Source organism: Streptosporangium sp. NPDC004379, from assembly GCF_042873875.1.
Taxonomy (GTDB): Bacteria; Actinomycetota; Actinomycetes; order Streptosporangiales; family Streptosporangiaceae; genus Streptosporangium.
Genome location: NZ_JBIAMC010000018.1, coordinates 24,485 through 49,717, shown reverse-complemented (window position 1 = coordinate 49,717; position 25,233 = coordinate 24,485). Strand labels below are relative to the sequence as shown.

Sequence of the window (25,233 nt, the reverse complement as noted above, 5' to 3'; positions counted from 1 at the left end):
TCGATGGCCGACCCGGCACTGAACGGGATATAGCTCCCATTTGTCGCATAACCCGATATATGGCGCATGTTGTCGCGCGACAACGGGTAGTCAGTCCTGGGATTTCTCCCGGCTACCGGTGAGGGGCGTCAATGGCCACCAGTGATCAGCGTCGGCCGGAGATCGTCGTCGGACTCGTGGCGACCCCGCCCGACTATCCGGCCCAGGTGGTCGCGCGGCTCACCGCCGAGCTGGCCGACCGGCTCGCCGAGCGGGTGGACCCGGACGTGCGATGGACCGTCCGGGAAAGTTGGGGCGACGTGGCTCCCCGCCGCGACGGCGGCGTCGAGGCGCTACTCGACGATCTCGCCCGCCGCCGCGCCGAAGCCCGGTGGGACGTCGCGATCTGCCTGACCGATCTGCCGCTGCACACCGAGCGGGTGCCGCTGATCGCGCAGGCGTCCACCCGGCGCCGGGTCGCGATGGTGTCCTTGCCCGCACTGGGGCTGGGCCAGTTGCGAGCGCTCCGCGCGGCCGTTCCGGGGCTCGTGGGCCGGCTCCTCTCCGACGCTTCCGACGAGCGGGTGCCGGCCGGGCCGGCTGGCCGGGTCGCCGCCGTTCACCGGGTGGTCGGCGGGGCCGATGCCGGGGAGCTGGGCTATGTCGCCTCGCGGCTGATCGGGCGGCTGCGGCTGGTGATCGGAATGGTCCGGGCCAACCGCCCGGGGCGCGCCCTGCTGGGTCTGTCCAAACTGCTGGTCGGCGCCTTCGGCGCGGCCGCGTTCGCGCTCACGACCGACACCATCTGGCAGATGGGCGACGCGCTCGGCGGACTCCGCCTCACCGTGATCATGCTTTTCGGGCTGACCGCGCTGGTGGCCTGGCTGATCGTCGCCCACGACCTGTGGGAGAAACCGGACCGGGAGACACCGGCTGAGCTGGCCCGGCTGTTCAACCTGGGCACGGTCCTCACCCTCACCCTGGCCGCCTCGGTGTCCTATCTGGTGCTGTTCATCGGGACGATACTCGCCGCGGCACTGCTGATCGACACATCCGTGCTGGAACAGACCCTGCAGCGGCCGGTCGCTTTCACCGACTACCTGACACTGGCCTGGATCATCAGCTCGCTGGCCACCGTCGGCGGTGCGATCGGCTCCGGGCTGGAGGACGAGGACACGGTGCGGGCCGCCGCCTACGGCTACCACCCCGAACCCGGCGGCTGGCAGGAGGACAAGGACACGTAGTCCCCGCCCCGGGGCAGGGCCCGTCCGCACCTCCGGGCGGGCATCGCGGACCAGTGCCGCCGGGCAGACCCGCATCGGGCCACCGCGCTCGCCGCGACGGCCCGATGCGGGTGGCCGTCAGGGTTTGAGAACGACCTTTTCACAGTCGTCCTGCTTGTTCTTGAAGAGCTCGAAAAAGCAAGAGGGGTCGCGCTGGGACGGCGAACCGCGGATCGCGGGTAGGAACACGAGGGGTCACGGGCGCGGGGCCGGTGACCGTACCGGGTGCGGGGGGCGTGATGGCGGTGTGGCCGGGGGGAGTGGCGCGGCCGGAGCGGGTGCCGGCTGGGGCGTCGGCCGACGGGGCGGGGATCGTGGTGGGGGCGGGGCCGGTGACGGTGGACGTCTTCCTCGATTTCCTGTGTCCGTTCTGCCGGAGGTTCGAGGAGTCGGCGGGGCCGGTGGTGGAGCGGCTGGCGGTGGACGGGGTGGCGAGCGTGGTGTATCACCCGATGGGGTTTCTGGACTCGCTGTCGCCGGACCGGTATTCGTCGCGGGCGGCGGCGGCTTCGGGGTGCGCGGCGGACGCGGGGAGGTTCGTCGAGTACGCGCGGGTGCTCTTCGGGTCGCAGCCGGCCGAGGGCGGGCCGGGGCTGTCGGATGAGGAGCTGGTGGAGGCGGGGGAGGCGGCCGGTGTGGAGAGCGGGTCGTTCGGCGGGTGTGTGCGCTCGGGGGTCTATTCGGAGTGGGTGGGGTTCGTGACGGCGATGGCGGGCCGGGCGGGGGTGGAGGCGACGCCGTCGGTGCTGGTGGATGGGTTGGTGGTGTCGGCTGATGCGTCGTCGATCGTGGGGGCTGTGCTGGAGGCCGGGCGGGGGTGAGGCGGAGGTTGGAGGTCTTTCGCCTCATATGGGATTTTTAGGGCTTCTTACTATTTCCCCAGGTTATTGGGGCTTTTAAGTGTCCATGGGGTTGGCATGGACACGGGACCCTTGCTGCTGATGGTGGTGGCCGCGGCATTGGTCTTCGCCTTCACCAATGGATTCCATGACACGGCGAACGCGGTGGCGACGTCGGTGGTGACGGGGGCGTTGCGGCCGTACGCGGCGGTGGGACTGTCGGCCGCGTTGAACTTCGCCGGGGCCTTTCTGTCGTTGAAGGTCGCGGCGACGGTGGCCGGGGGGATCGTGGACAGCGGTGTGATCACGTTGCCTGTGGTCTTCGCGGGGCTGATGGGCGGCATGCTGTGGAATCTGGTGACGTGGTACCTGGGGATGCCGTCGAGTTCGTCGCACGCGCTGGTCGGCGGGCTGGTGGGGGCGGCGTTCGTGGCGGTGGGGGCGTCGGCCGTCAAGGGGGTGGGGGTGGCGTCGCTGGTGCTGTTGCCGGCGTTGCTGTCCCCGGTGGCGGCGATGCTGGTGGCGGGCGCCGGGTCGCGGGTGGTGCGGCGGGTGACGCGAGGAGTGCCGGCGAGGGTGCGGGAGCGGGGTTTCCGGGTGGGGCAGATCGGTTCGGCGTCACTGGTGTCGCTGGCGCACGGGACGAACGACGCGCAGAAGACGATGGGTGTGATCATGCTGGCGCTGGTCACCGGGGGTGCGGCGGGTGCGGGTGAGGATCCTGCGGGGTGGGTGGTGGTGAGCAGCGCCGCGGCGATGGCGGCGGGGACGTTCGTCGGGGGGTGGCGGATCGTCCGTACGGTGGGCCGGAGGTTGGTGCGGATCGGGAGCATGGAGGGGTTCGCGGCCCAGAGCGGGTCGGCGGCGTTGATCCTGGTGGCGTCGGATTCGGGGTTTCCGTTGTCGACGACGCAGGTGTGCTGCGGTTCGGTGGTGGGCGCGGGGATGCGCCGGGGGGCGTCGAAGGTGCGGTGGCGGGTGGTCACGGGAGTGGCGGGGGTGTGGCTGATGACGTTGCCGGGGGCGGCGGTGCTGGGGGCGCTGATGTGGTGGGGATCGCAGTGGGTCGGTGGGACGCAGGGGGTGGGGCTGATGTTCCTTCTGGTGCTGATGGCGGGGTTCTGGCTCTACGTGGCGGCTGATCGGCGTCCGGTGAACGCCTCCAATGTCAACGCCGAGCGGGCGGGGCACCGGATGAAGTGGGAGGAGGAGGGGGTGTGACGGTGTTCGCCGGGGAGCTGGGGGAGTTCCTGCGGGTGGTGGTGGTCGCGTTCGCCGGCGGGGTGGGATGGGTGGCGGTGTACGCGCTGGGTTTGGCGGGTGTCTCGGCGACGCGGCGGGAGCGGGGGTGCCGGTCGGCGGGGTGGGTCTGTGCGTCGGTGTGTTTCCTGACGGCGGTGGCCGGGGTGGCGGTGGGACTGTGGCTGATGCTGACCGGCCAGGGGAATGCGGGGTGAGGGGGCGTGACGGGCGGTTAAGCGGTTGCCCGCGCCGATCACGGTCGCGACGATGAGGGCATGTTCCTCCTGGCTTTCATCGGTTCGTGTTTCGTGGTCGCGATGGTCCCCGGCGCCAGCACCGCGATCATCCTGCGGCAGACGTTGCGCGCCGGGCGGGCCCGGGGGCTGGCCGCGGCCGTCGGCAACGAGACGGGCATCCTGCTGTGGGCGCTGGCCGCCGCGTTCGGCCTGTCGGCGCTGGTCGTCGCCTCGGAGGTGGCCTATGACGTCATGCGGGCGGCAGGGGCCGCGGTGCTGCTGCTCATGGGCGCCCAGTCGCTGTGGAACGCCCGGCGTCGGCGGGAGGGGCGGGACGGCGGTGGGGGAGGGGAGGGGCCCGTGGGCGAGAGCGGCGGGGGGCTGCGGCGCTCCTACCTGCTGGGGCTGAGCACCTGCCTGGCCAACCCGAAGGCGGCGGTGTTCGCGATGTCGTTCCTGCCGCAGTTCGTGCCGTACGGCGCCGACGTGCCGCTCACGCTGACGATGCTCGCGGTGGTGTGGGTGCTGGTCGACACGGTCTGGTACGGGTTGTTCATCTGGATGGTGGGGCGGGCCCGGCTGGTCTTCGGGCGGCCCGCCGTACGGCGCCGCCTGGAGGCGCTGTCGGGGGTGGTGCTGATCGGTTTCGGTCTGCGGCTGGTGACGGAGAGCCGCTGAGGGCGGGACCGGGCCGCTGCGGGGATCGTTCGCCGATTTCATGATCTACTTTGTAAAGGTCATCACTTAATGCAAAAAATCAGTAAATAGCGACTAAAGACAGCCTCAACCAAAAAGGGCCGTCGGTGCCGGTGGAGGGGTTGGTGGTGTCGGCTGATGCGTCGTCGATCGTGGGGTGCTGGGTGACACGGGGAGGTGGTGCCGTCGTTCATGGGTTCCCGGTCGCTGTAGGCCTGGTGGTGACGGTGACGATCAGAATGGTCAGGATGAAGGCGGCCAGTGCGGTCAGGGTGCGCAGGGTGTGGAACAGTTCCCATCGTTGGAAGATCTGGGCGTGGTTCTCCGGGATCGGGTTGAGGACCCATTTCCGGAAGTGGGCGTGCAGGGGGACGTTGCCGAAGACGGTGATCAGGAGTGAGGTCAGCGTCAGTGCTCCGGCGCCGAGTGCCATGCGGCGGGTCAGGCCGCGGCGGGTGATCGCCAGGCCGAAGGTGGTGAGGATGGCCAGTGCCATCGCGCTCTGCATGACCGGCTCGTTGACGTTCATCATCGTGGTGTGGAAGGTCAGGCGTACGTCGAGTGGGACGGCGTGGAATGTGGGGATCACGTTGGCCGCGCCGTATCCGAAGGCGCCCGCGAGCAGGCCGGTGGCCAGTAGCGCCGCCGCGTGGATGTATCCGGCTGGGGTTCTCATGACCGGTAATCGTTGTCCGGTCCGGGTTCGGTGGCGTCCTGCCCGTGGAGTCCTCTGCTCTACTCCTCTGCGCTGCTCGGGCCGGGTTCGGTGGCCTGGCGGGCTACGACGTGGGTGGTAGTCGGCGGTACGCCGGTGGATGGGCGGGGTGTGGGGGGTTTTCAGGCCGGGGGGTGGCGGATGACGGCGATGGGGGCGTGGGAGTGGTGGAGGAGGATGGAGGTGGTGGGGCCGAGGGTGGCGGTGCGGCGGGCGGTGGCGCCGGCGACGACGAGTTCGGCGTTGTGGGAGGCGTCGATGAGGGCTTTGGCGGGGTGGGTGTGCAGGGTTTCTTCGGTGAGGGTGACGTCGGGGAATTCCTCGCGCCAGCCGGCGAGGGCTTCTGCGAGGAGGAGGGTTTCCTCCTGGCCGACGGCGTCGATGTCGTAGACGAGGGGCTGGGGGCGGCCGGGGGTGGCGTGGGGGTGGGTCCAGGCGTGTACGGCGTGCAGGGGGCGGCCGCGTAGCCGGGCTTCTTCGAAGGCGAATCTCAGGACGGGTTCCTGGCCGGGTTCTCCGGTGGCGCCGACGACGATGTGGGTGCTCTGGCAGGGGGGTGGGGGGCCGACGACGATGAGGGGGCAGGGGCAGCGGGTGGCGAGGTCGCGGCTGACGGAGCCGAGGAGGAGTCCGGCGAAGCCGCCGCGGCCGCGGGTGCCGACGGTGAGGAGTTGGGCGTGGCGGGCGGCGTCGGCGAGGGCTTCGGCGGCGGGGCCGTCGAGGATGTCGGTGGTGACGGTGTGGACGTCGGTGCCGGTCTGGGCGCGTTCGGCGGCTTGGCTCAGGAGTTCCCAGGCGGTGGCTTCGGCGGCTGCTCCCCAGTGGTGGGGCTGGGGGGCGAGGGGGACGTCGTTGGTCCAGCGCAGGGCGGTGTGGGCGATGAGCAGGGGTGCTTTTCTGAGGGCGGCTTCCTGGGCGGCCCACATGACGGCTCGTAGTGAGGGGGCTGAGCCGTCGGCGCCGGCGATGACGGGTTGTGTCATGGTCCCTCCCGGCCGTGGGGGTGGTTCTTTCAGGGTGGTGGCCGGGGGTGGGTGGGGGTAGGGGCGAAAGTCCCCCGGGGGTGGTCAGCGCCAGATGCGGCGGCCGGAGAGGTGTTCGGCGGTGACGACGATGTAGTGGTCGCGTTGTCCGGGTGCCCAGGGGGTGAGGGGCAGGGCGGCCAGGTGGGTGATCTCGTCGGGGTCGCGGGCGGCGCGGGCGCGGCCGACGGCGGTGACGGACCAGCCGGTGCGGGTGCGGGGGTCGAAGTCGTCGGCTTCGAAGGCGACGACGGTGTGGCGGGTGGCGGCGGCGAGTTTGGAGCCGGCGTTGGTGCGGATGACGATGTCGCCGTGGTGGAGGCAGAAGTTGACGGGCTGGACGGCGGGCAGGGCGCGGTCGGTGAAGACGATCCGGCCGATGGGGGTGGTTGACAGCAGTCGCATGCACTCCTGGCGGGAGAGTACGTGCAGGCCGGCGGAGTCGACTGTCATGGGGTCCAGGGTGCCGATCGTGTGGGGTGTGGGGTAAGGGGCGAAGGTCCTGTCATTCGTGGTGGTCGGCCTTGAGGCGGGCGGCGAGGGCGGCGGCTTGGGTGCGGCGTTGCATGTTGAGTTTGGCCAGGAGGTTGGAGACGTAGTTCTTGACGGTCTTCTCGGCGAGGTAGAGGCGTTCTCCGATCTGGCGGTTGGTCATTCCTTCGCCGATGAGTTCGAGGATGTGGCGTTCCTGGTCGGACAGGGCGGCGAGGGGGTCTTTGCGGGCGGCCTGGTCGCGCAGGCGGGCGAGCATGGAGGCGGTGGTCTGGGGGTCGAGGAGGGATTGGCCGGCGGCGACGGTGCGGACGGCGCCGACGAGGTCGGAGCCGTGGATCTGTTTGAGGACGTATCCGGCGGCGCCGGCCATGACGGCGGTGAAGAGGGCTTCGTCGTCGGCGAAGGAGGTGAGCATGAGGCAGGCGAGGTCGGGCATCTTGGAGCGGACTTCGCGGCAGACGTCGATGCCGCTGCCGTCGGGCAGGCGGACGTCGAGGACGGCGACGTCGGGTTTGAGGGCGGGGATGCGGGCGATGGCGGATTCGGCGGTTCCGGCTTCGCCGATCACGTCGATGTCGCCTTCGGATTCGAGCAGGGCGGCGACGCCCCGGCGTACGACTTCGTGGTCGTCTACGAGGAACACGCGGATCATAGGTGCACGGTAGCGGCCGGGCGGCGGGGGTGGTAGGGACGAAGGTCCCGGGTTGGGCGTGGGTGGGGCGAGGGTTGGTCTGGGGGGTCTAAGGTCCCGGGCGGGGGCGTCAAAAGACCCTGGCAGGTGGGGTGTGGCGCACCGAACGCTGGAAATGGGGCGAATGCTGGGGATTGTGAATGTCGGCCGCGGGAGGTGGCCCGATGCGCTGCGTTACTCGGTGGGTGAGGTGTCACCTGAACCTGCACCGGTTCGACGGCAATCCGCTGCGCAGGGGTTCGGACCGGCTGGAGACGGTGGCGTTGCTGGTGGCCGTCGCGTTGTTCGTGGCGTGCCTGTGGCCGGCGATGGCGCTGGGCCGGCAGGTGTACGCCGGGGGGATGCGGGCGGAGCTGAGCGGTCCGGGGCATCGGGTGCCGGTGGGCGCGCAGGTGGTGGATGGGCCTAAGGCGCCGGAGACGGGGCCGCAGTGGCGGTTGCGGACGGTGCGCTGGAGCACGGCCGAGGGGGTGGTGCGCACGGCGCGGGTGACGTTGCCGCCGGATGTGCGGGCCGGGGCGGGCACCCGGGTGTGGCTGGATGCCTCGGGGCGGCCGACGTCGGCGCCGCAGAGTCACGTCAAGACGGTCCTGGACACGGTGTTCGCGGTGGTGACCTTGGTGGGGTGGGCCGCGGCGCTTCTGCTCCTGGGGCTCGCGGGGGCGCGGGGGCTGTTGAACCGGCACCGGGCGGCCGAGTGGGAGCGGGCGTGGGCGCTGGCCGACCAGCGCTGGCGTCGCAGGCGGCAGGCGTGAGGTGCGCGGGGGCGGTGTGGTTCTTCCCGGCCGCCGGCCGGGTTCGCGAGGAGGGGGATCGCCCTTTTCGTGTGGGGGCGCGAGTGGAAAGGGTGTGCGATGAAGGCTCAGGTGGGGGACCGGCTCATCGTTGAGGGGGCCCATACGGGTGAGGGGCGGCGGATCGGGGTGATCGTGGAGTTGCGTCATCCCGGTGGGGAGCCGCCGTATGTGGTGCGCTGGGAGGGCGCCGAGCACGAGAGTCTGGTGTTCCCCGGTCCGGACGCGCATGTGGAGGCCGGGCGGGGGCGTGAGGCCGTACTTCCGGCGCCGTGATCGGCGCGCCGGTCGGCGCCGCCTCCTTCGCTTCGTGGGTGGGGGTGGCGTCGGCCGGTGGGTTTTTCCCGGGGCGGGGTGGTCCGTCCGCGCGGTGGCGGGTGGGTGCGGCCCGAAGGTCCCGGTGGGCGGGGGGCGAAGGTCTCTGGACCGGGGCGCGGCGACGGTTCAGGCTTGAGGGGTGAATCCGACGCTGCGTCTGGGACGCGTGGCGGGGGTGCCGGTGGGGGTCCACTGGTCCGCGCTGCTGATCGTCGCGCTGATCGCGATGATCCTGGGTACGGCGGTGCTGCCCGTCTCGGCGCCGGGGCTGGCGCCGCAGCTGTACTGGGTGGCCGCCGCGGTGACGTCGCCGGTGTTCTTCGCCTCGTTGCTGGCGCATGAGCTGGCGCACGCCCTGGTGGCCCGCCGGGCGGGGGTGAGCGTGAAGTCGATCACGCTGTGGCTGCTGGGCGGGGTGACGGAGTTCGAGGGCGAGGTGGGCTCGCCGCGGGCGGAGCTGCGCATCAGCCTGGCGGGGCCGGTGACGAGCGCGGTGGTGGCGCTGGTGGCGCTGGCGGTGTCGGCGGCGGCGCGGGGGGTGCCGCTGGTGTGGTCGGCGCTGGTGTGGCTGGCGACGGTCAACGGGGTGCTGGCGGTCTTCAACATGCTGCCGGGTGCGCCGCTGGACGGTGGCAGGGTGCTGCACGCGGTGCTGTGGCGGCGTTTCGGGGACCGGGGGCGGGCCGACCGGGTGGCGGCGCGGGCCGGGCAGTCGCTGGGCATGGCGCTGATCGCCGCGGGGGTGGTGCAGACGCTGGTGTGGTCGCCGGTCGGCGGGTTGTGGACGGCGCTGGTCGGCTGGTTCCTGTCGGGCAGCGCCCGCGGTGAGGGGATGGCCCGGGCGGCGCAGGCGGGTCTTGAGGGGCTGAGCGTGCGGGAGGTGATGACCGCCGGGGTGGATCAGGCTCCGGCGTGGCTGGAGGTGGGCGTCTTCGCCGAGTCGGTGGCGCTGCGGTCGGCGCAGAGCGTTTTTCCGGTGGTGGACTTCTCCGGCGCGCCGGTCGGCACGGTGTCGCTGGCGGCGTTGTGCGCGGTGCCGGTGGAGCGGCGCGGTGAGGTGCGTGTCTCGCAGGTCATGCGGCCGTTGCCGGCGGGGCGGGTGCTGCAGGCGCAGGATCCGGCGGTGGGGGTGCTGTCGGCCGGCGGTGGGGAGGTGGCCGCGGTGGTGTGCGAGGGTGGGCGGGTGGTCGGCATGGTCACCGCGGCGGACGTGGCGAGGATCATGCTTCAGGCGTCGCTGCGTGCCGGGGCGAAGGTGCCGGGCCGTCCCGGTTAGGCGCGTCCCGCCGGTCCGCCACCGGCCGGGCGGGGCGGCTCAGGTCACCAGGCCTCTGCGGTGGGCGTAGACCACCGCCTGCACGCGGTCGCGCAGGTCGAGTTTGGTGAGGATGCGCGACACGTACGTCTTGACGGTCTCCTGGCTGATCACCAGGGTGGCGGCGATCTCGCCGTTGGACAGGCCTTCGGCGATGAGGCGCAGCACCTCCAGCTCGCGCGGGGTCAGCGGGAGGTCGTCCGCCGCGCCCTCGGCGGGGCGGATGCGGGCCGCGTACCGGCCGACGAGCCGGCGGGTCACCTCCGGGGCCAGCAGCGCGGCGCCGGCGGCGACGGTGCGGATGCCGTGCAGGAGTTGCGCGGGCGGGGCGTCTTTGAGCAGGAAGCCGCTCGCTCCGGCGCGCAGCGCCTCGTAGACGTATTCGTCCAGGTTGAACGTCGTCACCACGAGCACCTTGACGGGGTCGGCCACTCCGGCGCCGGCCAGCAGGCGGGTGGCCTCGATGCCGTCGAGCACCGGCATCCGCACGTCCATCACGACCATGTCGGGGTTCAGCCGGCGGGCCAGGTCGACCGCGGCGCGGCCGTCGCCGCACTCGCCCACCACCTCCATGTCGGGCTGCGCGCCGATGATCGTTGCGAAGCCGGTGCGGATCAGCGCCTGGTCATCGCAGACCAGGACCCGGATCGGTGTGGTCACGACGGGTCTCCCGCGGGGATGCGGGCCCGTACGGCGAAGCCGCCGTCCGCCCGCCGGGTCGTGCCGAACTCGCCGCCCAGGGCGTCCACCCGCTCGCGGAGCCCGGCCAGGCCTCGCCCGCTTCCGCCGGGAGAGCCGGTCTGCGAGCCGGAGCCGTCGGTGCTCACCGCCACGCTGATCTCCTTGTCCCCGTAGCGCACCCGGACCACGGTGCGGCTGCCGTAGGCGTGTTTGAGCGCGTTCGTCAGGGCCTCCTGCACGACCCTGTAGGTCACGAGTTCGGCGCTGCCCGCTGATTCCGCCGGGCCGCCCTCCTCGGTGAACTCCACCGGTTGCCCGGCCTGGCGGGTCTGTTCCACGAGGGTGTGGAGTCCGCCGGCGGAGGAGACGCCCGTATCGGGGTCGTGGTCGGCTTTGAGCAGGTCGAGCATGTGCCGCAGGTCGGCGATGGCTCGCCGGCCGGTGCCGGTGACGGCGCTCAGTGTCGCGTCGAGGCGGTCGGGGGAGGCGGTCGGGGGAGGCGGTCAGGTAGCGTGCGGCCTCGGCCTGTACGACCATCGCCGTCACGTGGTGCGTCACGACGTCGTGGAGCTCGCGGGCGATGCGGGTGCGTTCGGCGGCGCGGGTGGCCTCGGCGACGTGGCGGCGGTGTTCCGCCTCGGCGGCGCGGGCGGAGCGCAGCCGGGCCCCGACGCCCCATGCCAGGGCCAGGGCCAGGGCCAGGTAGAAGACCACGTATCCTTCCATCCGTTCGGCCGCGCCGAGCCGGTCGAGGGCGAAGGCCAGTGCCACGTACGCCGCCGAGAGCAGGACCGTGGTGAGGCGCCGGTGGCGCTCCAGATGGGCGCCCGCGCTGATGAGCGCGATGGGCATCACGTTGCTCGCGAGCACGTGGTAGGCGCGCAGCTGGTCGAGGGCGAAGCCGAGTGACACCAGGGCCAGGCACACGGCCGGCCACCGTCGGCGTACGGCGAGCGGAAGGCACTCCAGGGCGATCACGGCGAACGCCGCCGCGTCGAAGGGGCGGGCCGGCAGATCGCCGACCTGCGTCCCCTTGCCGTGGAGCGCCGGCAGGAGCGACGCGACGGCCACCAGCACCCCGAACGGCAGGTCCCGGACCACGACGTCGCGCCGCCGCCACAGATCGATCATTGGGGGAGCGTAGGGGATCCGGTGGCCCGCGCCCATCCCCCGTGCGAGCTACCGGCGGATGTCCACCGCGCGGGGACGACTCCGGGCCGCCGGATCCCTAGCGTTGCGGCACGGCCACGGCGTCGCGTCCGCTTTCGCCGCCGTACCGCCGTGCGTGTGCGCCGTCCCGGCGTCGACCCCCTTCACTGGAGGACCTCATGCTGTGCAGGACCAAGTCATCCGTTGCGGCCGTGCTGGGCTGCGTCGTGCTCGGCGTGGGGGCCGCCGGCTGCGACGGTGAGGAGCTGGAGAACTGGGATCCCCTCGCCTCCGCCACGCGGACGGCCGGTCCCGCCCCGGTCTCCGGGCCCGAGAGGATCACTGTCGGGGGCCGGTCGGTGAACGTGTCCTGTTCGGGTGACCCGGAGGAAGACGGCCCGGTCGTCATCCTGCTGCTCGGGGCGGGCGACGGCCTGGGCAAGATGGCCGCGCTCCAGAAGACGCTGAGCGAGCACAACCGGGTCTGTTCCTACGACCGGCTGGGCTCGGGCGCGAGCGACCGGCCGCAGGGCCCGCAGGACCTCTCCGGCGTCGGTGAGACCCTGACCGGGGTGATCGGCCGTGTCGCCGGTGACCGGCCGGTCGTCCTGGCGGGCCACTCGCTGGGCGGGCTGATCGCCGCCCGGTACGCCCCCGGCCACGGCGACAGGGTCAAGGGGCTGGTCCTGATGGACGCCACCCCTTCCACCATGGTGGAGGACATCACGAAGGCGATCCCCGCTTCCGCCACCGGTCCGGCGGCCGAGCTGCGCGCGCAGACCCTCGCGGTGTTCAAGGGAGAGAACCCGGAGAGGCTCGTCATCAGCGATGGGAAGGTCCGTTCCGCCGGGAACATCCCGGTGGAGGTGATCCAGCACGGGAAGCGGTACCTCGCGGCCGTTCCCGGATACGGGCCGCGCCTGGAGAAGGCGTGGGCCGCGGGCCAGCGCGGGTGGCTCGCGCTGTCGGGCGCCGCCACGCTGAGCACGGCCACCGGCAGCGGCCACCACATCTACCTCGACCGGCCCGATGTCGCCGTCCAGGCCGTCGAACGCGTCACCGCGCAGGCCGCACGCCGGGCGGACGGTGAGTGATCGGCCGGTCCGGGCCGGTCGGCCGTGACGCCTCAGGCCGCCGGCCTCGGTGAGGGATCCGGCGGGGCCGAAGCGGCCGGGGTGGCCCGTGGAGGGACGCGGCGGGGCGGGAGGGCGGCGGTGCTGAAGCGGCTGGCACGGCGGTGGACGCGGTGGCCGGGGACGCGGCGGCGCCCGGCGGGCGCCGCCGGCGCCGTGCGGTAGAAGCGGCGTTTGGCCAGCTCGATGAGCGTCAGGTAGGCGGCCGTCATTAGGGCCAGGGCCAGGAAGAACGGCCCCGGCAACGGCTGGAATCCCAGGAAGGCGGCCAGCGGGGTCGCCGGCAGCAGCGCCCCGGCGGTCACCACGCCCAGGGCGGCCAGCAGCAGCGGCACGCTGGGGTGGCTGCGGAAGAACGGGACGCGGCGGGTCCGGACGGCGAAGATCACCAAAGTCTGGGTGGCGAGGGACTCCACGAACCAGCCGGTGCGGAACAGCGGGGGGCCGGCGTGGAAGAGGCCCAGCATCACGGTGAAGGTGACGGCGTCGAAGATCGAGCTGATCGGGCCGAAGAACAGCATGAAACGCCGGATCAGCGGCACGTCCCAGCGGGCGGGCCGCTCCAGCTGCTCGGCGTCGACGTCGTCGGTGGGGATGGCCAGCTGGCTGGTGTCGTACAGCAGGTTGTTGAGCAGGATCTGCGAGGGCAGCATCGGCAGGAAGCCCAGCAGCAGCGAGGCGGCGGCGGCGCTGAACATGTTGCCGAAGTTGCTGGAGGTGCCCATCAGGACGTACTTCATGGTGTTGGCGAAGATGCGGCGGCCCTGCAGCACGCCGTCGGCCAGGATTCCCAGGTCTTTTTCCAGGAGCAGCACGTCGGCGGCGTCTTTGGCGACGTCGGTGGCGGAGTCGACGGAGATGCCGACGTCGGCGGCGTGCAGGGCGGCGGCGTCGTTGACGCCGTCGCCGAGGAAGGCCACGTCCAGGCCGCCGCCGCGGGCCAGGCGCACGATGCGGGACTTGTGCTCGGGGCTGACGCGGGCGAAGACGGTCGTCTGCGTGATCAGGGCGGCCAGGCGGGCGTCGCCGGCGGCGTCGACGTCGGCGCCGGTCAGCACCGGCCCGGCCGCGAGGCCCAGGTCGGCGCAGACCTTGGCGGCCACGACGGGGTTGTCGCCGGTGAGGACCTTGACGGTGACGCCGAGGCCGGCCAGGCGCCGCAGGGCCTGGCCGGCGTCGGCCTTGGGCGGGTCGAGGAACACCAGCAGCCCGGCGAAGGTCAGGTCGCGTTCGTCGGCGGGGGTCAGGGCGGTGGCGGCGGGTGCGTCGCGGACGGCGACCGCGACGACGCGGTTGCCGGCGGTGAACTCCGCCTCCAGTGCGGCGCGGGCCTGCTCGCCGATGGGGGCGCAGCGGCGCAGCACCGCCTCCGGCGCCCCCTTGGTGATGACCGTACGGTGGCCGTCGTGTTCGACCAGGACCGAGGCGGTGCGGCGCCGGTGGTCGAACGGCAGGGTGGCCAGGCGGCGGTGGCCGGCCAGGCGGGCGCGGGCGGGCGCGGCGGCCGGGGAGCGCCACAGCGCGGCGTCCAGGGGGTTGCCGCCCGCGACGTCCGCGCCGGGCCCGGCGGGGCCTGCCGTACCGCCGGAGCCGGCGAGCCCGGCGGGGGCCGCAGGGGCCGAGGAGGAGCCGGGGGAGGCGGGGGAGTCCGGCGAGTCGACGACGGCCTCGTTGCACAGCAGGCCCAGCTCCAGCGGACCGGTGGCGGGGCGGCCGTCGGGGCCCAGGGCGCGCATGAAGCTGAGACGGCCCTCGGTGAGGGTGCCGGTCTTGTCGGTGAACAGCACCTCGATGTCACCCAGGTCCTCGATGCACACCAGGCGTTTGACCAGGACCTTGCAGCGGGCCAGCCGGGAGGCGCCGGCGGCCAGGCCGGTGGTGACGACGGCCGGCAGCAGCTGCGGGGAGATCCCGACCGCGATCGCCAGGGAGAACAGCAGGGCGTCGATGACGGGCCGGTGCAGCGCCACGTTCACGATGAAGATCACCGCGGTGAGCGCGGCGGCGACGCGGACCAGCAGCATGGAGAACCGGCGCAGCCCCGCCTGGAAGGCGGTCTCGGGGTGGGCGTGGCCCAGTTCCAGGGCGATGTGGCCGAAGCGGGTCCGGCCGCCGGTGGCCACGACCAGGCCGGTGCCCGAGCCGGCGTGCACCACGGTGCCCATCAGCGCGCAGCAGGTCAGCTCGGCCGGCGCCGTTCCGGGCGGGAGGGGGCCGGTGGACTTGGCCACCGGCAGCGACTCGCCGGTCAGGGCCGACTCCTCGCACTCCAGGCCGGTGACGGTGACCAGCCGCAGGTCGGCCGGGACCACCTCGCCCAGCCGGATCTCCACCAGGTCGCCCGGGACCAGTTCGGTCACCTCGGCGAGGCGGGGGTGGCCGTCGCGCCAGACGGTGCAGCGGTGGCGGATCTGCGCGTGCAGCGTCTCGGCGGCCTTCTCGGCGCGGTACTCGTTGGCGAAGCCCAGCCCCACCGACGCGGTCAGGATCACCCCGATGATGAGGGCGTCGGCGGGTTCGCCGAGGAAGAACGACGCGGCCGCGGTCAGGGCGAGCAGGATCAGCAGCGGTGAGCGCAGCTGACGCAGCAGGACGGCCGTGCGGCGGGCCCGGTGGGTGCGCACCGCGTTCGGCCCTGCCCGGGCCAGGCGGTCGCGGGCCTCGGCGGCGCCGAGGCCGTCGTCGCCGGTGCGCAGCAGGTCGCGCACCCGCCGCACCGGCAGGGCCGCGGCGTCGGCGACGTCCAGCCCGTCCGCCGCGGCCTGCTCCGCGGACCCGGTCGCCTGCACGAGCATGTGGCCATCCCCCCGGATTCGGTGGTCTGCGCCGATTGTGCCGACCGGCGGGACGGCGGCGGTAGGGGCCTTACGGGTGCGGCGGCAGGGGCCAAAGTCCCCGCCGCGTCCCAGGCGCCCAGGCCATCGGGGAGGGCGGGGCGAGGTCGTCCCCCGATGAGTGCGACCTCCGGCCCGCCGGTTCGCGCGGAGGTTCGACGGTCACGCGCGCCGTGTCGCCGAGGAGCTGGGCCTCACCGCCACCCAGGTCGTCGCGCTCCGGGAGCCGTCCGACCCGATCACCGCGCGAGCTGGCCGGCAGGATGGCCTGCGAGCCCTCGCAGGAATCCCTGCGCGACCTCCTGCGGAGGCTCGTCGCGGAGTAGGGCCCGGCCGGCTCGCGGCCGATCGCGGGCCCAATTTATCGCAGCGCTGTTATATTAGCGCTGTGACATCTTTGGACCCCACGGCGCTCCCCGATCCCTGGCACGCACTGCACGAGCTTCTGGCGGCCATGGACGCCGAGATCGAGCAGGTCTACGTCGAGCGTGGCATCGAGGGGGTACGGCCCCGGTTCGCCTATCCGCTGATCAGGCTCGCCCACACCGGGCCCCTGACCATCCGCGAGCTCGCGCAGTCCCTGAACCGCTCGCACTCCGCGATCAGCCAGACCGTCGCCGCCATGCGCAAGGAGGGGCTGGTCACCTCCGAGCCGGGCCCCGACGCCCGCACCCGGCGGATCGACCTGACCGAGCGAGGCCGATCGCTGGTGCCGTTCCTGGAGGCGGAGTGGCGCGCCACCCACGCGACGGTCGCCGAACTGGACCGCGAGATCCCGTACCCGATGACCGCCGTCGTCGAGGAGGTACGGCGGGCGCTGGAGCGACGGCCGATGCGGCGGCGGATCCTCCACCATCTCGTCGAGCCGCCGCGATGAGGGGGCGGATCCGTCTCCGGTTCCTCGACACCCGCCCCCTGCGCGGCAGCCGGCCGTTCCGCGACCTGTGGATCGGCACCGCGGCATCCCAGCTCGGCGGGCAGATGGCCACCGTGGCGGTGCTGGCGCAGGTCTGGGACCTGACCGGCAGCCCGGTGGGCACCGGCGCCATCGGGCTGGCCACCGGCCTGCCGATGGTGCTGTTCGGGCTGCTCGGCGGCACGCTGGCCGACGCCGTCGACCGCCGTGCGGTGGTGCGGGCCACCACCGCGGGCCAGCTGCTGGCCGCCGCCGGGCTGTGCGCCCAGGCCCTGGCGGGCAACCGGAACGTGGTGCTGCTGCTCGCCCTGGTCGCCGTGGGGACGGGCTGCAGCGCCCTCGGCGCTCCCGCCCGGCGCGCCCTCCCGGTCCGGCTGCTGCCGGACGACCAGGTGGCGGGCGGTCTCGCGCTGACCAACGTCTCCTTCCAGGCGGCGATGCTGGCCGGGCCCGCGACGGCCGGGCTGATCATCGCCCGCTGGGACCTCCCCGCCGCGTACGCCGCCCAGGCCGTGGCCACGGCGGTCTCGATGCTCGCGGTGATCCGCCTGCCCGCCATGCGGCCCGAAGGCGCCGGCGCGGCAGGCGGCAGGCGCCGGCCCGAGCGCGGCGGCCGGCGGATCGTCCTGCGCCGCCCGACGCTGTGGGGCTCGATGGCCACCGACCTGGCCGCGACACTGCTCGCCATGCCCGTCGCGCTCTTCCCGCTGGTCAACGAGATCCGCTTCGGGGGCAACCCGCGGACCCTCGGCCTGTTCCTCTCGGCCGTCGCGGTCGGGGGGATCACGGCCGGTCTGCTCTCCGGCACGGTGACGCGCTGGCGCCGTGGCGGCCTGGTGCAGCTGTCCGCGGCCGGCGTCTGGGGCCTGGCGCTGGCCTGCTTCGGCCTGGCGGGGCCGTTGTGGCTGGCGCTCGGCTGCCTGGCCGTGGCGGGCGCCGCCGACACCGTGTCCGTCGTCACCCGTGGCGCCCTGGTCCAGCTGGAGACCCCGGACGCGTACCGGGGGCGGGTCTCCTCGGTGGAACACGTCATCGGTGTCGCGGGCCCCGAGCTCGGCAACTTCCGCGGCGGCCTGCTGGCGTCGGTCACCTCCGCCCCCTTCTCCCTGGTCTTCGGCGGACTGTCCGCCTTCCTGGCGGTCGCCGCCGTGGCCGCGGCCAACGCCCCCCTGCGGGCCTACCGCACGCCGTCCGCCGCCGGGCGGCCTGCCGCCCCCGAAGCCGTCGGCGCGACGGCCGCCGGTCAGGCGTCCTGATCCGTCCTGGGCCTTGACACCCGGCGAGCCGGGTTCGGTGCGCGGCGTCTCCCGGTCCGGCGGGCCGCCGGACCGGGACCCGCACCCCGCAGCGCGGTGATCGCGGCCGCCGGCGCCGGCCCGCCCGTCACCGTCGCGGTCACCGTCATCCCCGCCCCCGCGGCCAGCAGGACGAAGACCGGCACGAGTGCGAACGCGCCGGCGACCATCGCCGCCCGGTGCGGGACGCGGGACAGCACACGCGGCAGCACGACCGCGACCGGGACCGATCCGGCCCCGTAGGCGCCGAGCGCCGGCGACACCTGCGAGACCGGAAGCTGGGCGTCCCGGACGGCCTCGCGCGGACGAGCCTCGTCGTTCAGCGGCCCGGTGCGGATGATCCACCCGGCGTGCGAGGCGCAACACGGGTCCGGACGGTCTTGGCGACGGCAAGCCGCCGGAAACCCGCAGACCGCCCTCTCCGCCGATGAACTGCCTGAACAGGGCGCTGGCACCCCCCGGCATCTTCCGGCCGAGGGCTCTTGCCAAGAGTCGCCCGAGACGACTACCGTCTGCCAAAACGCTTTGCCAAAGCGCTTTGCAAACCTTGTGCCTGACTGAAAGGACCGTGAGTTGGCTTCGATCGCAGAGGTTGCGGCACGCGCAGGGGTCAGCCCCACGACGGTGTCGCATGCGCTGAGCGGCAAGCGGAAGGTCAGTCTCGCCGTCAAGGAACGCGTCGCCGCAGCCATGGCCGAACTCGGCTATGTGCCGAGTCGCTCGGCGCAGAGCCTTGCCATGGGTGTGACACGAGTGATCGCCCTGGTGGTTCCGGACATCTCTATCGGCTACTTCGCCGAGTTGGCCCATGGTGTCGAGGCGGCGGCGGTGCGGCGCGGTTACAACGTCATCCTGTGCACCACAGGGTTCGACTCGAAGCGCGAGCTGACCTACCTCCAGATGGTCCACTCGCGCGCCGTCGACGGGATCGTGTACGCGGCGGGCGCCCCTCCGACGGACCAGGAACTGTCGGATCTACTCGGAGCGATGCCGCTGGTCTTCGTTGACGAGGAGATCGAGGGAACCAGGCTCAAGTCCGTGATCTCGGACAACGAGGCAGGCGGCCGTCTGGTGGCCGAGCACCTTCTGGAGCTGGGACACCGCAGGGTCCTGATCTTGGGCGCCGAGGGAGAGCCGTTTTCGAGCACGCGCCGTGTCGCCGCGTATCAACGGTGCTGGGAGGAGGGCGGGGGCACGGTTGCCGCCACGGCATGGGGGCAGTTCACGGAGGCCAGCGGCGCGCTTGCCGTGGCACCCTACGCCCGCTCGCTGCGAAGCGGTGACATCACTGCACTGTTCGCGGTCAACGACTTGATGGCGATAGGCGCGTTGCACGAGCTGAGGCGGGCCGGCATACGGGTGCCGGAGGACGTTTCAGTCGTCGGCTTCGACGACGTCATGGCGGCGGAGTACTGCTTCCCGTCTTTGACGACGGTGCGCCAGGACGTCCCGGCCCTCGGGCAGGTCTCCACAGATGCTTTGATCGACGCCCTGGAAGGCCTGGAGGAACTCGACGGCCAACAGCTCAAGCTGCCCGTCGAACTCGTGGTGCGGGACTCGACCGGCCCGGTGAAAGCGGGTCGGCGATGAGTACGCCCGACCAGGACGGGCGAGGCCGCCGCGCACCGCAGATCGGAACGGATGAACGGCCCGGACATTCTTATGAGGATGCGCGCTATGCGGTGTTCTTCGGTGACGTCGCCATGGACGAGTACTATCGGACACCACATTTCCCGGTCGCTGGCGACAAGGTCATAGTCCGCCCTCTGGAACCACAGTTCGGCGGCATGGTCGCCAACTCCGCGGCGATCTTCGCCAACTATGGCGTGCGCACCTCCTTCATGTCCCAGCTGAACCCAGGCGAACTGACCCGGCGGTTGCTCGCTCAGCTGGAGGCGGTGGGGCTGGACACCCGCCATGTCATCCTCGACGATGAGGTGCCCGACTCGCGGTGCATCATTCTGCTGGCGGACGACCAGCACATAGTTCTGATCCCCACCCTCGGCATTACGCGCACCGAGATCACGCCGGCAGCGTTCGAACACATGGCCGGGGCCGCCTACTTGGTCACGACGGTGACCGATGCGACGCCTTTCCGGATGGGGGAGCGAGGGGCAAGCGAAGTCCTCGCCGCCGTCCGGGCGGGCGGAACGAAGATCGTCATGGACCTCGACGTCTACAACCTCGAGAACCATCCGTCGCCCCTGATCGACCACTGCGACATCGTATTCATGAACGCGATCGGCTACCGGCGATTCGCGGAGTGCGGTCAAAGCATTCATGCCCTGCTCGACCGTGGCGCCCTCGCCGTCGTCGTCACCGACGACAGCGAGGGGTGCAGGGTCTTCGGCAGGCACGGACAGTTCAACGTCGCCGGCCACAAGGTCGATGTCGTCGATGTGACCGGTGCCGGAGACACCTTCACCAGTTCCTTCCTTTACTCCTACCTCGTTTCGGACGACCTCCGGTACGCAGCGGAGTTCGCCAACGCCGCTGCAGCCCTGTCCGTCGGAAAGGTCGGGGCTCGCGGAGGAATGCTCGACGAAGCGACGGTCCGCGACTTCATGGCACGCAGCGGCCGCCTCTCAACGGTCCACCAACCCTCGAACACATGACAGAGGAATTTAATGTCGAGAACTTCCTTCTTCTCCCGTTACGGGCGGCTGACCATCTTCATGATTCCCATCGGGATCGCCATCAACTTCGTGGGCGGCCAGCTCGCGCTCCTGTTGAAGCTGCCCGTGTACCTCGACAGCATCGGTACGGTCCTGGTAGGGGCGCTGTGCGGAGGCATCCCCGGAGCCTTCGTCGGTCTCGTCTCCAACGGAATCAACTCCATCACCTCGCCACCCACACTGGCCTTCGGCGTCCTCAGCGTCATGTTCGGTCTGCTGGCCGGATGGCTTGGGCGACGAGGCGTCTTCACCGTGCTGTGGAAGGCTCTGGCGAGCGCGATCCCCTTCGCGCTCATCGGAGGCTTCCTCGGGGCACTGCTCACCCTGTGGGCCTTCGGCGGCCTTGCCGTGGGCGGCGGAGCCCTCGTGGTCGGGGTGCTCATGACCGCCGGGCTGGACGTCACGACGGCGAACTTCGTGGCCCAGGTGCCCATGGACTTCCTCGACAAGGTGCCCACGATGCTGATGGTCTACATGATCATCAGGGGCATCCCCCAGCGCATCTTCGCGAAGCTGCCCCTTGGCGGGGTGTACCTGCGAGCCAAGGGCGTCACATCGGCACCGGTCTTCGCCGCCTCGCGGCCGACTGGCGGCGGACGGATGTGAGCACCCCATCGCCGGCAGGCACCAACACCACTTCGGTCGAGACCTTCGACTTCGTGGTCTCACACGGAAACCGGGTACGGGACATGCACCCGTTGAACCTGGCCGTGGTGCTCGCGTCCATCGGCCTTCTGGCCCTGGCGACACCCCGTCCCTTCGGCCTGGTGTCCGGGTGCGCGGCGTTTCTCGGTATCGCCGTGGTCGCAGGGATGGGCGGCCCCTTCACCAAGCTCTACGCGAAACTCATGGTGGGGGTGGGCCTGGTGCTCTTCGTGCTCCGTGCGGCATTCGCTGACGGCGACCGGGTGCTCTTCGAGCTGGGACCGCTGGCCCCGACCTGGGAGGGAGTCCGCGAGGGCACGAACTTCGCCCTGGCCGTGATGACGGTGTGCGGGGCGTTGACCCTGTACTTCGTCCTCGTCTCGATGAAGACGTTCATGCTGGCCCTGGAGTCGAGAGGAATGCCGCCACAGGCGACCTACATCCTGCTCGCATCCTTCCAGGCCATCACCGATCTAGGTCGCAGCGCTCGCGTGGTGATGGACGCGCAGAAATCCCGGGGCATCGAGACGGAAGGCAACCTCTGGGTGCGCGCCAAGGCATTCGTTCCCGTCCTGGCACCGGTGTTCATCACCGCCCTCAGCCAGACGGAGGAACGGGCCATCGCGCTCGACGCACGCGCCTTCAACTCAGGCATTCCGCACACCCGTGTCCTTCAGCTGAGGCCGGTCTCTGCTTGGGAGCGGGCCGCGACGGCGCTCATGGCCGCCACGTGTCTAGCAGTGATCGGAGCGCGACTCCTGTGGACCTAGCCAACCTCCAAGACGTCACGTTCACATACGCGTACGCCGACAAGCCGGCTCTTGAGGGCATCACACTGAAACTCGAGCGCGGTCAGCTCTACGGAGTCGTCGGAGTCAACGGCAGCGGGAAGAGCACCCTGTGCGGCCTGTTGCGCGGCATCATCCCGTACTTCCACCAGGGCAGGCTTGAGGGAAAGGTGGAGATCCTCGGCAAGGACCTGAGCGACTGGAACTCCACCGAACTCGCCACCGCCATCGGGTGCGTCTTCGACAACCCCTTCACACAGATCAGCGGCATCAAGGACACGGTCTTCGAGGAGATCGCCTTCGGACTCGAGAACCTGGGCATCAGCCGCAGCGACATGCTCGACCGCGTCACATCCGTCGGTGAGCAGATGGGCATCACCGCCCTCTTCCGGAAGAACCCTAATGAGCTGTCGGGCGGGCAGCGTCAAAAGGTCGCCTTCGCATCGATCATCGCCATGGACCCCGACGTGCTCGTCATCGACGAGCCGACGTCCCAGCTGGACCCGCAGTCATCGCATGCGGTCTTCGAGATCATCGCCGACCTCAAAGCCCGCGGGAAGTCGGTCGTGCTCGTCGAGCACAAGATGGACCTGATGGCTCAGTTCGCCGACAGGCTCGTCGTCATGCGCTCCGGGAGGGTTCTCGCCGAAGGCCCCACACCACAGGTGCTCGCCTCGTCCGCGATGGATGCCGCGGATGTCCCGCGCCCCGAGGTGACCGACCTCGCCTTCGCCTTGGAGGCGGCAGGCAGAGGCCTTGGGAGTACACCGATCACACGCCGGGAAGCGGAGGCCGCAGTCGCCGCGAGGATGAGAGACGCCCAGATCCATGCCCATCACACTGCATGACGTCCACTACGCCTACCCCGACGGCACCCCGGCGGTGAAGAGCGTCAACCTCACCGTCGACCGAGGTGAACGTCTGGCGATCGTCGGCCAGAACGGCGCCGGAAAGACCACCACGGTCAAACTCATGAACGGCTTGCTCAAACCGACCCGCGGGACCATCACCGTGGACGGGCTGCCGACCGCGACGAGGACGACGGCTCAGATCGCCAGGCATGTCGGCTATGTCTTCCAGAACCCCAACGACCAGGTCTTCGCCAGCGATGTCGAGGCCGAACTCACGTTGATGCCGCGCTACCTGCGCTGGGACGCCGCCTTCACCGCGGAGCGGGTGACGCGAGCGTCCGAGATCGCGGGGATCGATCGCTATTTCGGCAGCAATCCCAATGATCTGCCCTTCCCTATCAAGAAGTTCGTCGCCATCGCGGCCATCTTGGTGGGGACGTGCGACTACGTGATCCTCGACGAACCGACGGCGGGACTCGACCGGCCGGGGACACGACAGCTACTGGCGATGATGGATCGGCTGCAGAGCGAGGGCATCGCAGTCGTGACCATCACACACGACATGCGCTTCGTCGCCGATGCCTTCCCCCGCGTCGTGGCCATGGCCAACGGGACCGTCATCGCCGATGGGTCCGCCGACGACGTGTTCGCCGACGACGACGTGCTGGCTCGTGCGCGGCTTCAGCGCCTGGAAGTGGCTCAACTCGCCCGCAACCTCAATCTGACCGACCGGGCCACCCGGATCGCCGACGTGCTTCCCCTGATCCCCTGACCACCCATGACCACCAGACGGCACACCCCTAGGAGATCTCCCGGATGCGACAGCGCACCTTCCTCGACGAGTTCACCACCCAGACCCCTATCTTCGCCATGCTCCACCTGACGGGCGACACCCCGGCACGGAAGCTCGAGATCGCCAAACGAGAGATCGACGTCCTGTGGTCCGAAGGCGTGGACGCGGTGATCGTCGAGAACTACTTCGGCAGCGTCGATGACGTGGCCGGCGTGTGCGGCTACCTCACCGACACCGCGCCCGAGATTCGCTTCGGCATCAACATCCTGGGCCAGGACTGGACGGCGTTCGAGATGGCGCGTGACTTCCACGCGCTCTTCATCCAGATGGACTCGGTGGCCGGGCACCTGGCCCCGGGCGACGACTCAGCCTTCGCGTCGCGCCTCGACGACGAGCGGGCGAAGACGACAAGTCACGTGCTCGGCGGCGTCCGTTTCAAGTACCAGCCGTACCTGTCGGGCCGGTCCCTCGAGGAGGACCTCGCTCTGGCCGCGTCGCGATGTGACGCAGTCGTCGTGACCGGCGACGGCACCGGGATGGAAACCCCGCCGGACAAGATCGAGGAGTTCCGCCATCGTCTCGGCCACGGCTTCCCTCTCGTCGTCGGGGCCGGCGTCACACCGATGAACTGCAGGGCTCAGCTCGTCCACGCGGACGCGGTCATCGTCGGGAGCTATCTCAAGGACACGTACACCGACACAGGCCACGTCGACCGCGGCCATGTCCGCGAGTTCGTCCGTGCGATCCGGGATGTGCGCCCCCGGCGTTCGCTGACGCGGGTGGCGAACGATGCCTGACCGCATCGGCCGAGCAAAGACTTCCAGCGGCGCCGGAGGACGAGGGCTCCCCGACCTCCCTCCTGATGAGCTGGTCGAAGCCCAGCTTCTGGCCATCCGCGCGGCCCAGGCCATCGCCGCGTCCGCGCGGCCGGGCGAGTCGGAAGCGGTGGTGCACACCCGCGCGGGGGAGATCCTCCGGGATCTGGGCGCCACAGGTGTCTGGAGCCCCACGACCGTCGGCTTCGGCGCCGGAACACTGAGCTGCTTTCCCACCGACACTCCTGGCGACCGGGTTCTTTGGAACCTCGACATCGGTATCGTCGACGTCCACCCGGTCACATCAAGCGGCGGGTGGGGAGACTGCACCCGCACATTCCAGCACGGCGCGAACCCCGCCCAGCGATCAGCGCTCCAAGCGGTAGAGAAGATCCACCGGACGGTGCTGGCCGCCGCCACACCGGGCATGCGCGCCTGCGACCTCTTCGAGGTGTTCCGGCATGAGCTCGCCGAGACGCCTTATCTCCTGCTGGATCGGCTGTCGAACATCGGCCACTCGCTCGGCGTCGGCACCTCGTACGGCGACGGTTACATCGATGCATGGAACACGAGCGTGATGCGGGGGGCGTGGGCCGTGGAACCGTTCATCGGCAACCACCTCTACGGGGCCAAGCGGGAAGACGTCATCTGGTTCGGAAACACCGCATGTCATCTGATCTCCCTTTGACCGCCGAGGATCGCCGTTCATGGCGATCGGGGTGATTCGTGCCCGGCCTCCCGCGCGTCGCGGAAGCGGTGTGAGGTGGCACCCGCGGTCGTGACCTGCCCGTCCTCAAAAGAAAGTGTCATTGATCGATAAACGGCGGGGCGTCCGGTGGACGGTTCTCCCGCCGAGGGGAAACTCGTACACCACCTCCGTGGACGCAACCCGCGGACCCGGCCGGCCGTGGCGGCCAGGCACCCCGCAGCCCGCCCCCGTCGACCCCGACCGGCTTTCGGCCGACATCCGCGCCGCCCCGCGGATCCGCCCTCCGCGCCGATGACCAGGGCGGGTGGTCCTTCCGTAAGGGTG

General features: G+C 71.1%; 26 protein-coding genes and 1 pseudogene. 19 read left to right on the top strand and 8 right to left on the bottom strand.

The annotated features are described in order from the left end of the window. Nucleotides 1-131: 131 nt before the first annotated feature. The 5 genes from ACFYSC_RS30495 to ACFYSC_RS30475 all read left to right on the top strand — a co-directional run bounded on the left by ACFYSC_RS30495 (nucleotide 132) and on the right by ACFYSC_RS30475 (nucleotide 4,257). Nucleotides 132-1,223: a hypothetical protein gene (locus ACFYSC_RS30495; RefSeq protein ID WP_389968522.1), complete on the top strand. Its 1,092-nt coding sequence runs from the start codon at nucleotides 132-134 to the stop codon at nucleotides 1,221-1,223. Nucleotides 1,224-1,501: 278 nt separating this feature from the next. Continuing rightward, nucleotides 1,502-2,083: a DsbA family protein gene (locus tag ACFYSC_RS30490; protein ID WP_389968520.1), complete on the top strand. Its 582-nt coding sequence runs from the start codon at nucleotides 1,502-1,504 to the stop codon at nucleotides 2,081-2,083. A gap of 96 nt (nucleotides 2,084-2,179) precedes the next feature. Further along, nucleotides 2,180-3,322, top strand: coding sequence for an anion permease (locus tag ACFYSC_RS30485; RefSeq protein WP_389968519.1), 1,143 nt, complete (start codon nucleotides 2,180-2,182; stop codon nucleotides 3,320-3,322). Continuing rightward, on the top strand, nucleotides 3,319-3,558 hold the full coding sequence (locus ACFYSC_RS30480) for a hypothetical protein (RefSeq protein WP_389968518.1): 240 nt from the start codon (nucleotides 3,319-3,321) through the stop codon (nucleotides 3,556-3,558). The genes ACFYSC_RS30485 and ACFYSC_RS30480 overlap by 4 nt, the downstream gene beginning before the upstream one ends. 60 nt (nucleotides 3,559-3,618) lie before the next feature. Further along, nucleotides 3,619-4,257 carry a LysE family translocator gene (locus ACFYSC_RS30475; RefSeq protein ID WP_389968517.1) on the top strand — a complete coding sequence of 213 codons (639 nt, stop codon included), beginning with the start codon at nucleotides 3,619-3,621 and terminating at the stop codon, nucleotides 4,255-4,257. 208 nt (nucleotides 4,258-4,465) lie between these two features. Here ACFYSC_RS30475 and ACFYSC_RS30470 read toward each other — a convergent pair whose 3' ends face one another. The 4 genes from ACFYSC_RS30470 to ACFYSC_RS30455 all read right to left on the bottom strand — a co-directional run bounded on the left by ACFYSC_RS30470 (nucleotide 4,466) and on the right by ACFYSC_RS30455 (nucleotide 7,159). Beyond that, nucleotides 4,466-4,951, bottom strand: coding sequence for an anthrone oxygenase family protein (locus ACFYSC_RS30470; protein ID WP_389968516.1), 486 nt, complete (start codon nucleotides 4,949-4,951; stop codon nucleotides 4,466-4,468). A 161-nt stretch (nucleotides 4,952-5,112) separates the two neighbouring features. Continuing rightward, the gene (locus tag ACFYSC_RS30465) at nucleotides 5,113-5,973 is read right to left on the bottom strand and encodes a universal stress protein (RefSeq protein ID WP_389968514.1); all 861 of its coding nucleotides are present in this window, start codon (nucleotides 5,971-5,973) and stop codon (nucleotides 5,113-5,115) included. A gap of 84 nt (nucleotides 5,974-6,057) precedes the next feature. Beyond that, the gene (locus ACFYSC_RS30460; RefSeq protein ID WP_389968512.1) at nucleotides 6,058-6,465 is read right to left on the bottom strand and encodes a pyridoxamine 5'-phosphate oxidase family protein; all 408 of its coding nucleotides are present in this window, start codon (nucleotides 6,463-6,465) and stop codon (nucleotides 6,058-6,060) included. Between the two features lie 52 nt (nucleotides 6,466-6,517). Further along, nucleotides 6,518-7,159: a response regulator transcription factor gene (locus ACFYSC_RS30455; protein WP_179828590.1), complete on the bottom strand. Its 642-nt coding sequence runs from the start codon at nucleotides 7,157-7,159 to the stop codon at nucleotides 6,518-6,520. A gap of 224 nt (nucleotides 7,160-7,383) precedes the next feature. On the opposite strand from ACFYSC_RS30455, the gene ACFYSC_RS30450 reads away from it, so the two are divergent. From ACFYSC_RS30450 to ACFYSC_RS30440, 3 genes are all read left to right on the top strand, one after another. Next, nucleotides 7,384-7,953: a hypothetical protein gene (locus ACFYSC_RS30450; protein ID WP_389968510.1), complete on the top strand. Its 570-nt coding sequence runs from the start codon at nucleotides 7,384-7,386 to the stop codon at nucleotides 7,951-7,953. A 99-nt stretch (nucleotides 7,954-8,052) separates the two neighbouring features. Continuing rightward, nucleotides 8,053-8,268, top strand: coding sequence for a DUF1918 domain-containing protein (locus tag ACFYSC_RS30445; RefSeq protein WP_362944498.1), 216 nt, complete (start codon nucleotides 8,053-8,055; stop codon nucleotides 8,266-8,268). A 181-nt stretch (nucleotides 8,269-8,449) separates the two neighbouring features. Continuing rightward, nucleotides 8,450-9,586 (top strand): M50 family metallopeptidase, encoded by a 1,137-nt coding sequence (locus ACFYSC_RS30440; RefSeq protein WP_389968508.1) that lies wholly within the window; start codon nucleotides 8,450-8,452, stop codon nucleotides 9,584-9,586. Nucleotides 9,587-9,625: 39 nt separating this feature from the next. Here the strand turns inward: ACFYSC_RS30440 and ACFYSC_RS30435 are convergent, their stop codons facing one another. Together ACFYSC_RS30435 and ACFYSC_RS30430 are read right to left on the bottom strand one after the other, a co-directional pair. Continuing rightward, nucleotides 9,626-10,285: a response regulator gene (locus tag ACFYSC_RS30435; RefSeq protein ID WP_389968506.1), complete on the bottom strand. Its 660-nt coding sequence runs from the start codon at nucleotides 10,283-10,285 to the stop codon at nucleotides 9,626-9,628. Continuing rightward, nucleotides 10,282-11,473 (bottom strand): annotated as a pseudogene (locus ACFYSC_RS30430) (sensor histidine kinase). The gene ACFYSC_RS30435 and the pseudogene ACFYSC_RS30430 overlap by 4 nt, the downstream one beginning before the upstream one ends. A gap of 161 nt (nucleotides 11,474-11,634) precedes the next feature. Between ACFYSC_RS30430 and ACFYSC_RS30425 the strand changes: the two are divergent. Beyond that, nucleotides 11,635-12,549, top strand: coding sequence for an alpha/beta fold hydrolase (locus ACFYSC_RS30425; RefSeq protein WP_389968504.1), 915 nt, complete (start codon nucleotides 11,635-11,637; stop codon nucleotides 12,547-12,549). Between the two features lie 32 nt (nucleotides 12,550-12,581). On the opposite strand, the gene ACFYSC_RS30420 is transcribed toward ACFYSC_RS30425, so the two are convergent. Beyond that, the gene (locus ACFYSC_RS30420; protein WP_389968502.1) at nucleotides 12,582-15,383 is read right to left on the bottom strand and encodes a cation-translocating P-type ATPase; all 2,802 of its coding nucleotides are present in this window, start codon (nucleotides 15,381-15,383) and stop codon (nucleotides 12,582-12,584) included. 427 nt (nucleotides 15,384-15,810) lie between these two features. Here ACFYSC_RS30420 and ACFYSC_RS30415 point away from each other — a divergent pair, with 427 nt between their 5' ends. Next, complete coding sequence (locus ACFYSC_RS30415; RefSeq protein WP_389968500.1) at nucleotides 15,811-16,299, top strand: MarR family winged helix-turn-helix transcriptional regulator; 489 nt, start codon at nucleotides 15,811-15,813, stop codon at nucleotides 16,297-16,299. Beyond that, complete coding sequence (locus ACFYSC_RS30410; RefSeq protein WP_389968498.1) at nucleotides 16,296-17,594, top strand: MFS transporter; 1,299 nt, start codon at nucleotides 16,296-16,298, stop codon at nucleotides 17,592-17,594. Before ACFYSC_RS30415 ends, ACFYSC_RS30410 begins: the two co-directional genes overlap by 4 nt. Here ACFYSC_RS30410 and ACFYSC_RS30405 read toward each other — a convergent pair. Next, nucleotides 17,582-17,896, bottom strand: coding sequence for a hypothetical protein (locus ACFYSC_RS30405; RefSeq protein ID WP_389968496.1), 315 nt, complete (start codon nucleotides 17,894-17,896; stop codon nucleotides 17,582-17,584). The genes ACFYSC_RS30410 and ACFYSC_RS30405 overlap by 13 nt on opposite strands. A 310-nt stretch (nucleotides 17,897-18,206) precedes the next feature. Here ACFYSC_RS30405 and ACFYSC_RS30400 point away from each other — a divergent pair, with 310 nt between their 5' ends. From ACFYSC_RS30400 to ACFYSC_RS30365, 8 genes are all read left to right on the top strand, one after another. Beyond that, the gene (locus ACFYSC_RS30400; protein WP_389968494.1) at nucleotides 18,207-19,223 is read left to right on the top strand and encodes a LacI family DNA-binding transcriptional regulator; all 1,017 of its coding nucleotides are present in this window, start codon (nucleotides 18,207-18,209) and stop codon (nucleotides 19,221-19,223) included. A 92-nt stretch (nucleotides 19,224-19,315) separates the two neighbouring features. Next, nucleotides 19,316-20,248, top strand: a complete 933-nt coding sequence (locus ACFYSC_RS30395; RefSeq protein WP_389968492.1) for a carbohydrate kinase family protein — start codon at nucleotides 19,316-19,318, stop codon at nucleotides 20,246-20,248. 12 nt (nucleotides 20,249-20,260) lie between these two features. Then, nucleotides 20,261-20,914, top strand: a complete 654-nt coding sequence (locus tag ACFYSC_RS30390) for a hypothetical protein (RefSeq protein ID WP_389968490.1) — start codon at nucleotides 20,261-20,263, stop codon at nucleotides 20,912-20,914. Beyond that, a complete protein-coding gene (locus ACFYSC_RS30385; protein ID WP_389968488.1) occupies nucleotides 20,911-21,723 on the top strand; it encodes an energy-coupling factor transporter transmembrane component T in 813 nt (270 codons plus the stop codon). Before ACFYSC_RS30390 ends, ACFYSC_RS30385 begins: the two co-directional genes overlap by 4 nt. Beyond that, nucleotides 21,714-22,589: an energy-coupling factor ABC transporter ATP-binding protein gene (locus tag ACFYSC_RS30380; protein ID WP_389968486.1), complete on the top strand. Its 876-nt coding sequence runs from the start codon at nucleotides 21,714-21,716 to the stop codon at nucleotides 22,587-22,589. The genes ACFYSC_RS30385 and ACFYSC_RS30380 overlap by 10 nt, the downstream gene beginning before the upstream one ends. Further along, nucleotides 22,570-23,364, top strand: a complete 795-nt coding sequence (locus ACFYSC_RS30375; protein ID WP_389968484.1) for an energy-coupling factor ABC transporter ATP-binding protein — start codon at nucleotides 22,570-22,572, stop codon at nucleotides 23,362-23,364. The genes ACFYSC_RS30380 and ACFYSC_RS30375 overlap by 20 nt, the downstream gene beginning before the upstream one ends. A 44-nt stretch (nucleotides 23,365-23,408) precedes the next feature. Then, entirely contained in the window at nucleotides 23,409-24,182 is a 774-nt protein-coding gene (locus tag ACFYSC_RS30370; RefSeq protein ID WP_389968482.1) for a BtpA/SgcQ family protein, read from the top strand. Then, nucleotides 24,175-24,888: a M24 family metallopeptidase gene (locus ACFYSC_RS30365; RefSeq protein WP_389968480.1), complete on the top strand. Its 714-nt coding sequence runs from the start codon at nucleotides 24,175-24,177 to the stop codon at nucleotides 24,886-24,888. The genes ACFYSC_RS30370 and ACFYSC_RS30365 overlap by 8 nt, the downstream gene beginning before the upstream one ends. Nucleotides 24,889-25,233: the final 345 nt, after the last annotated feature.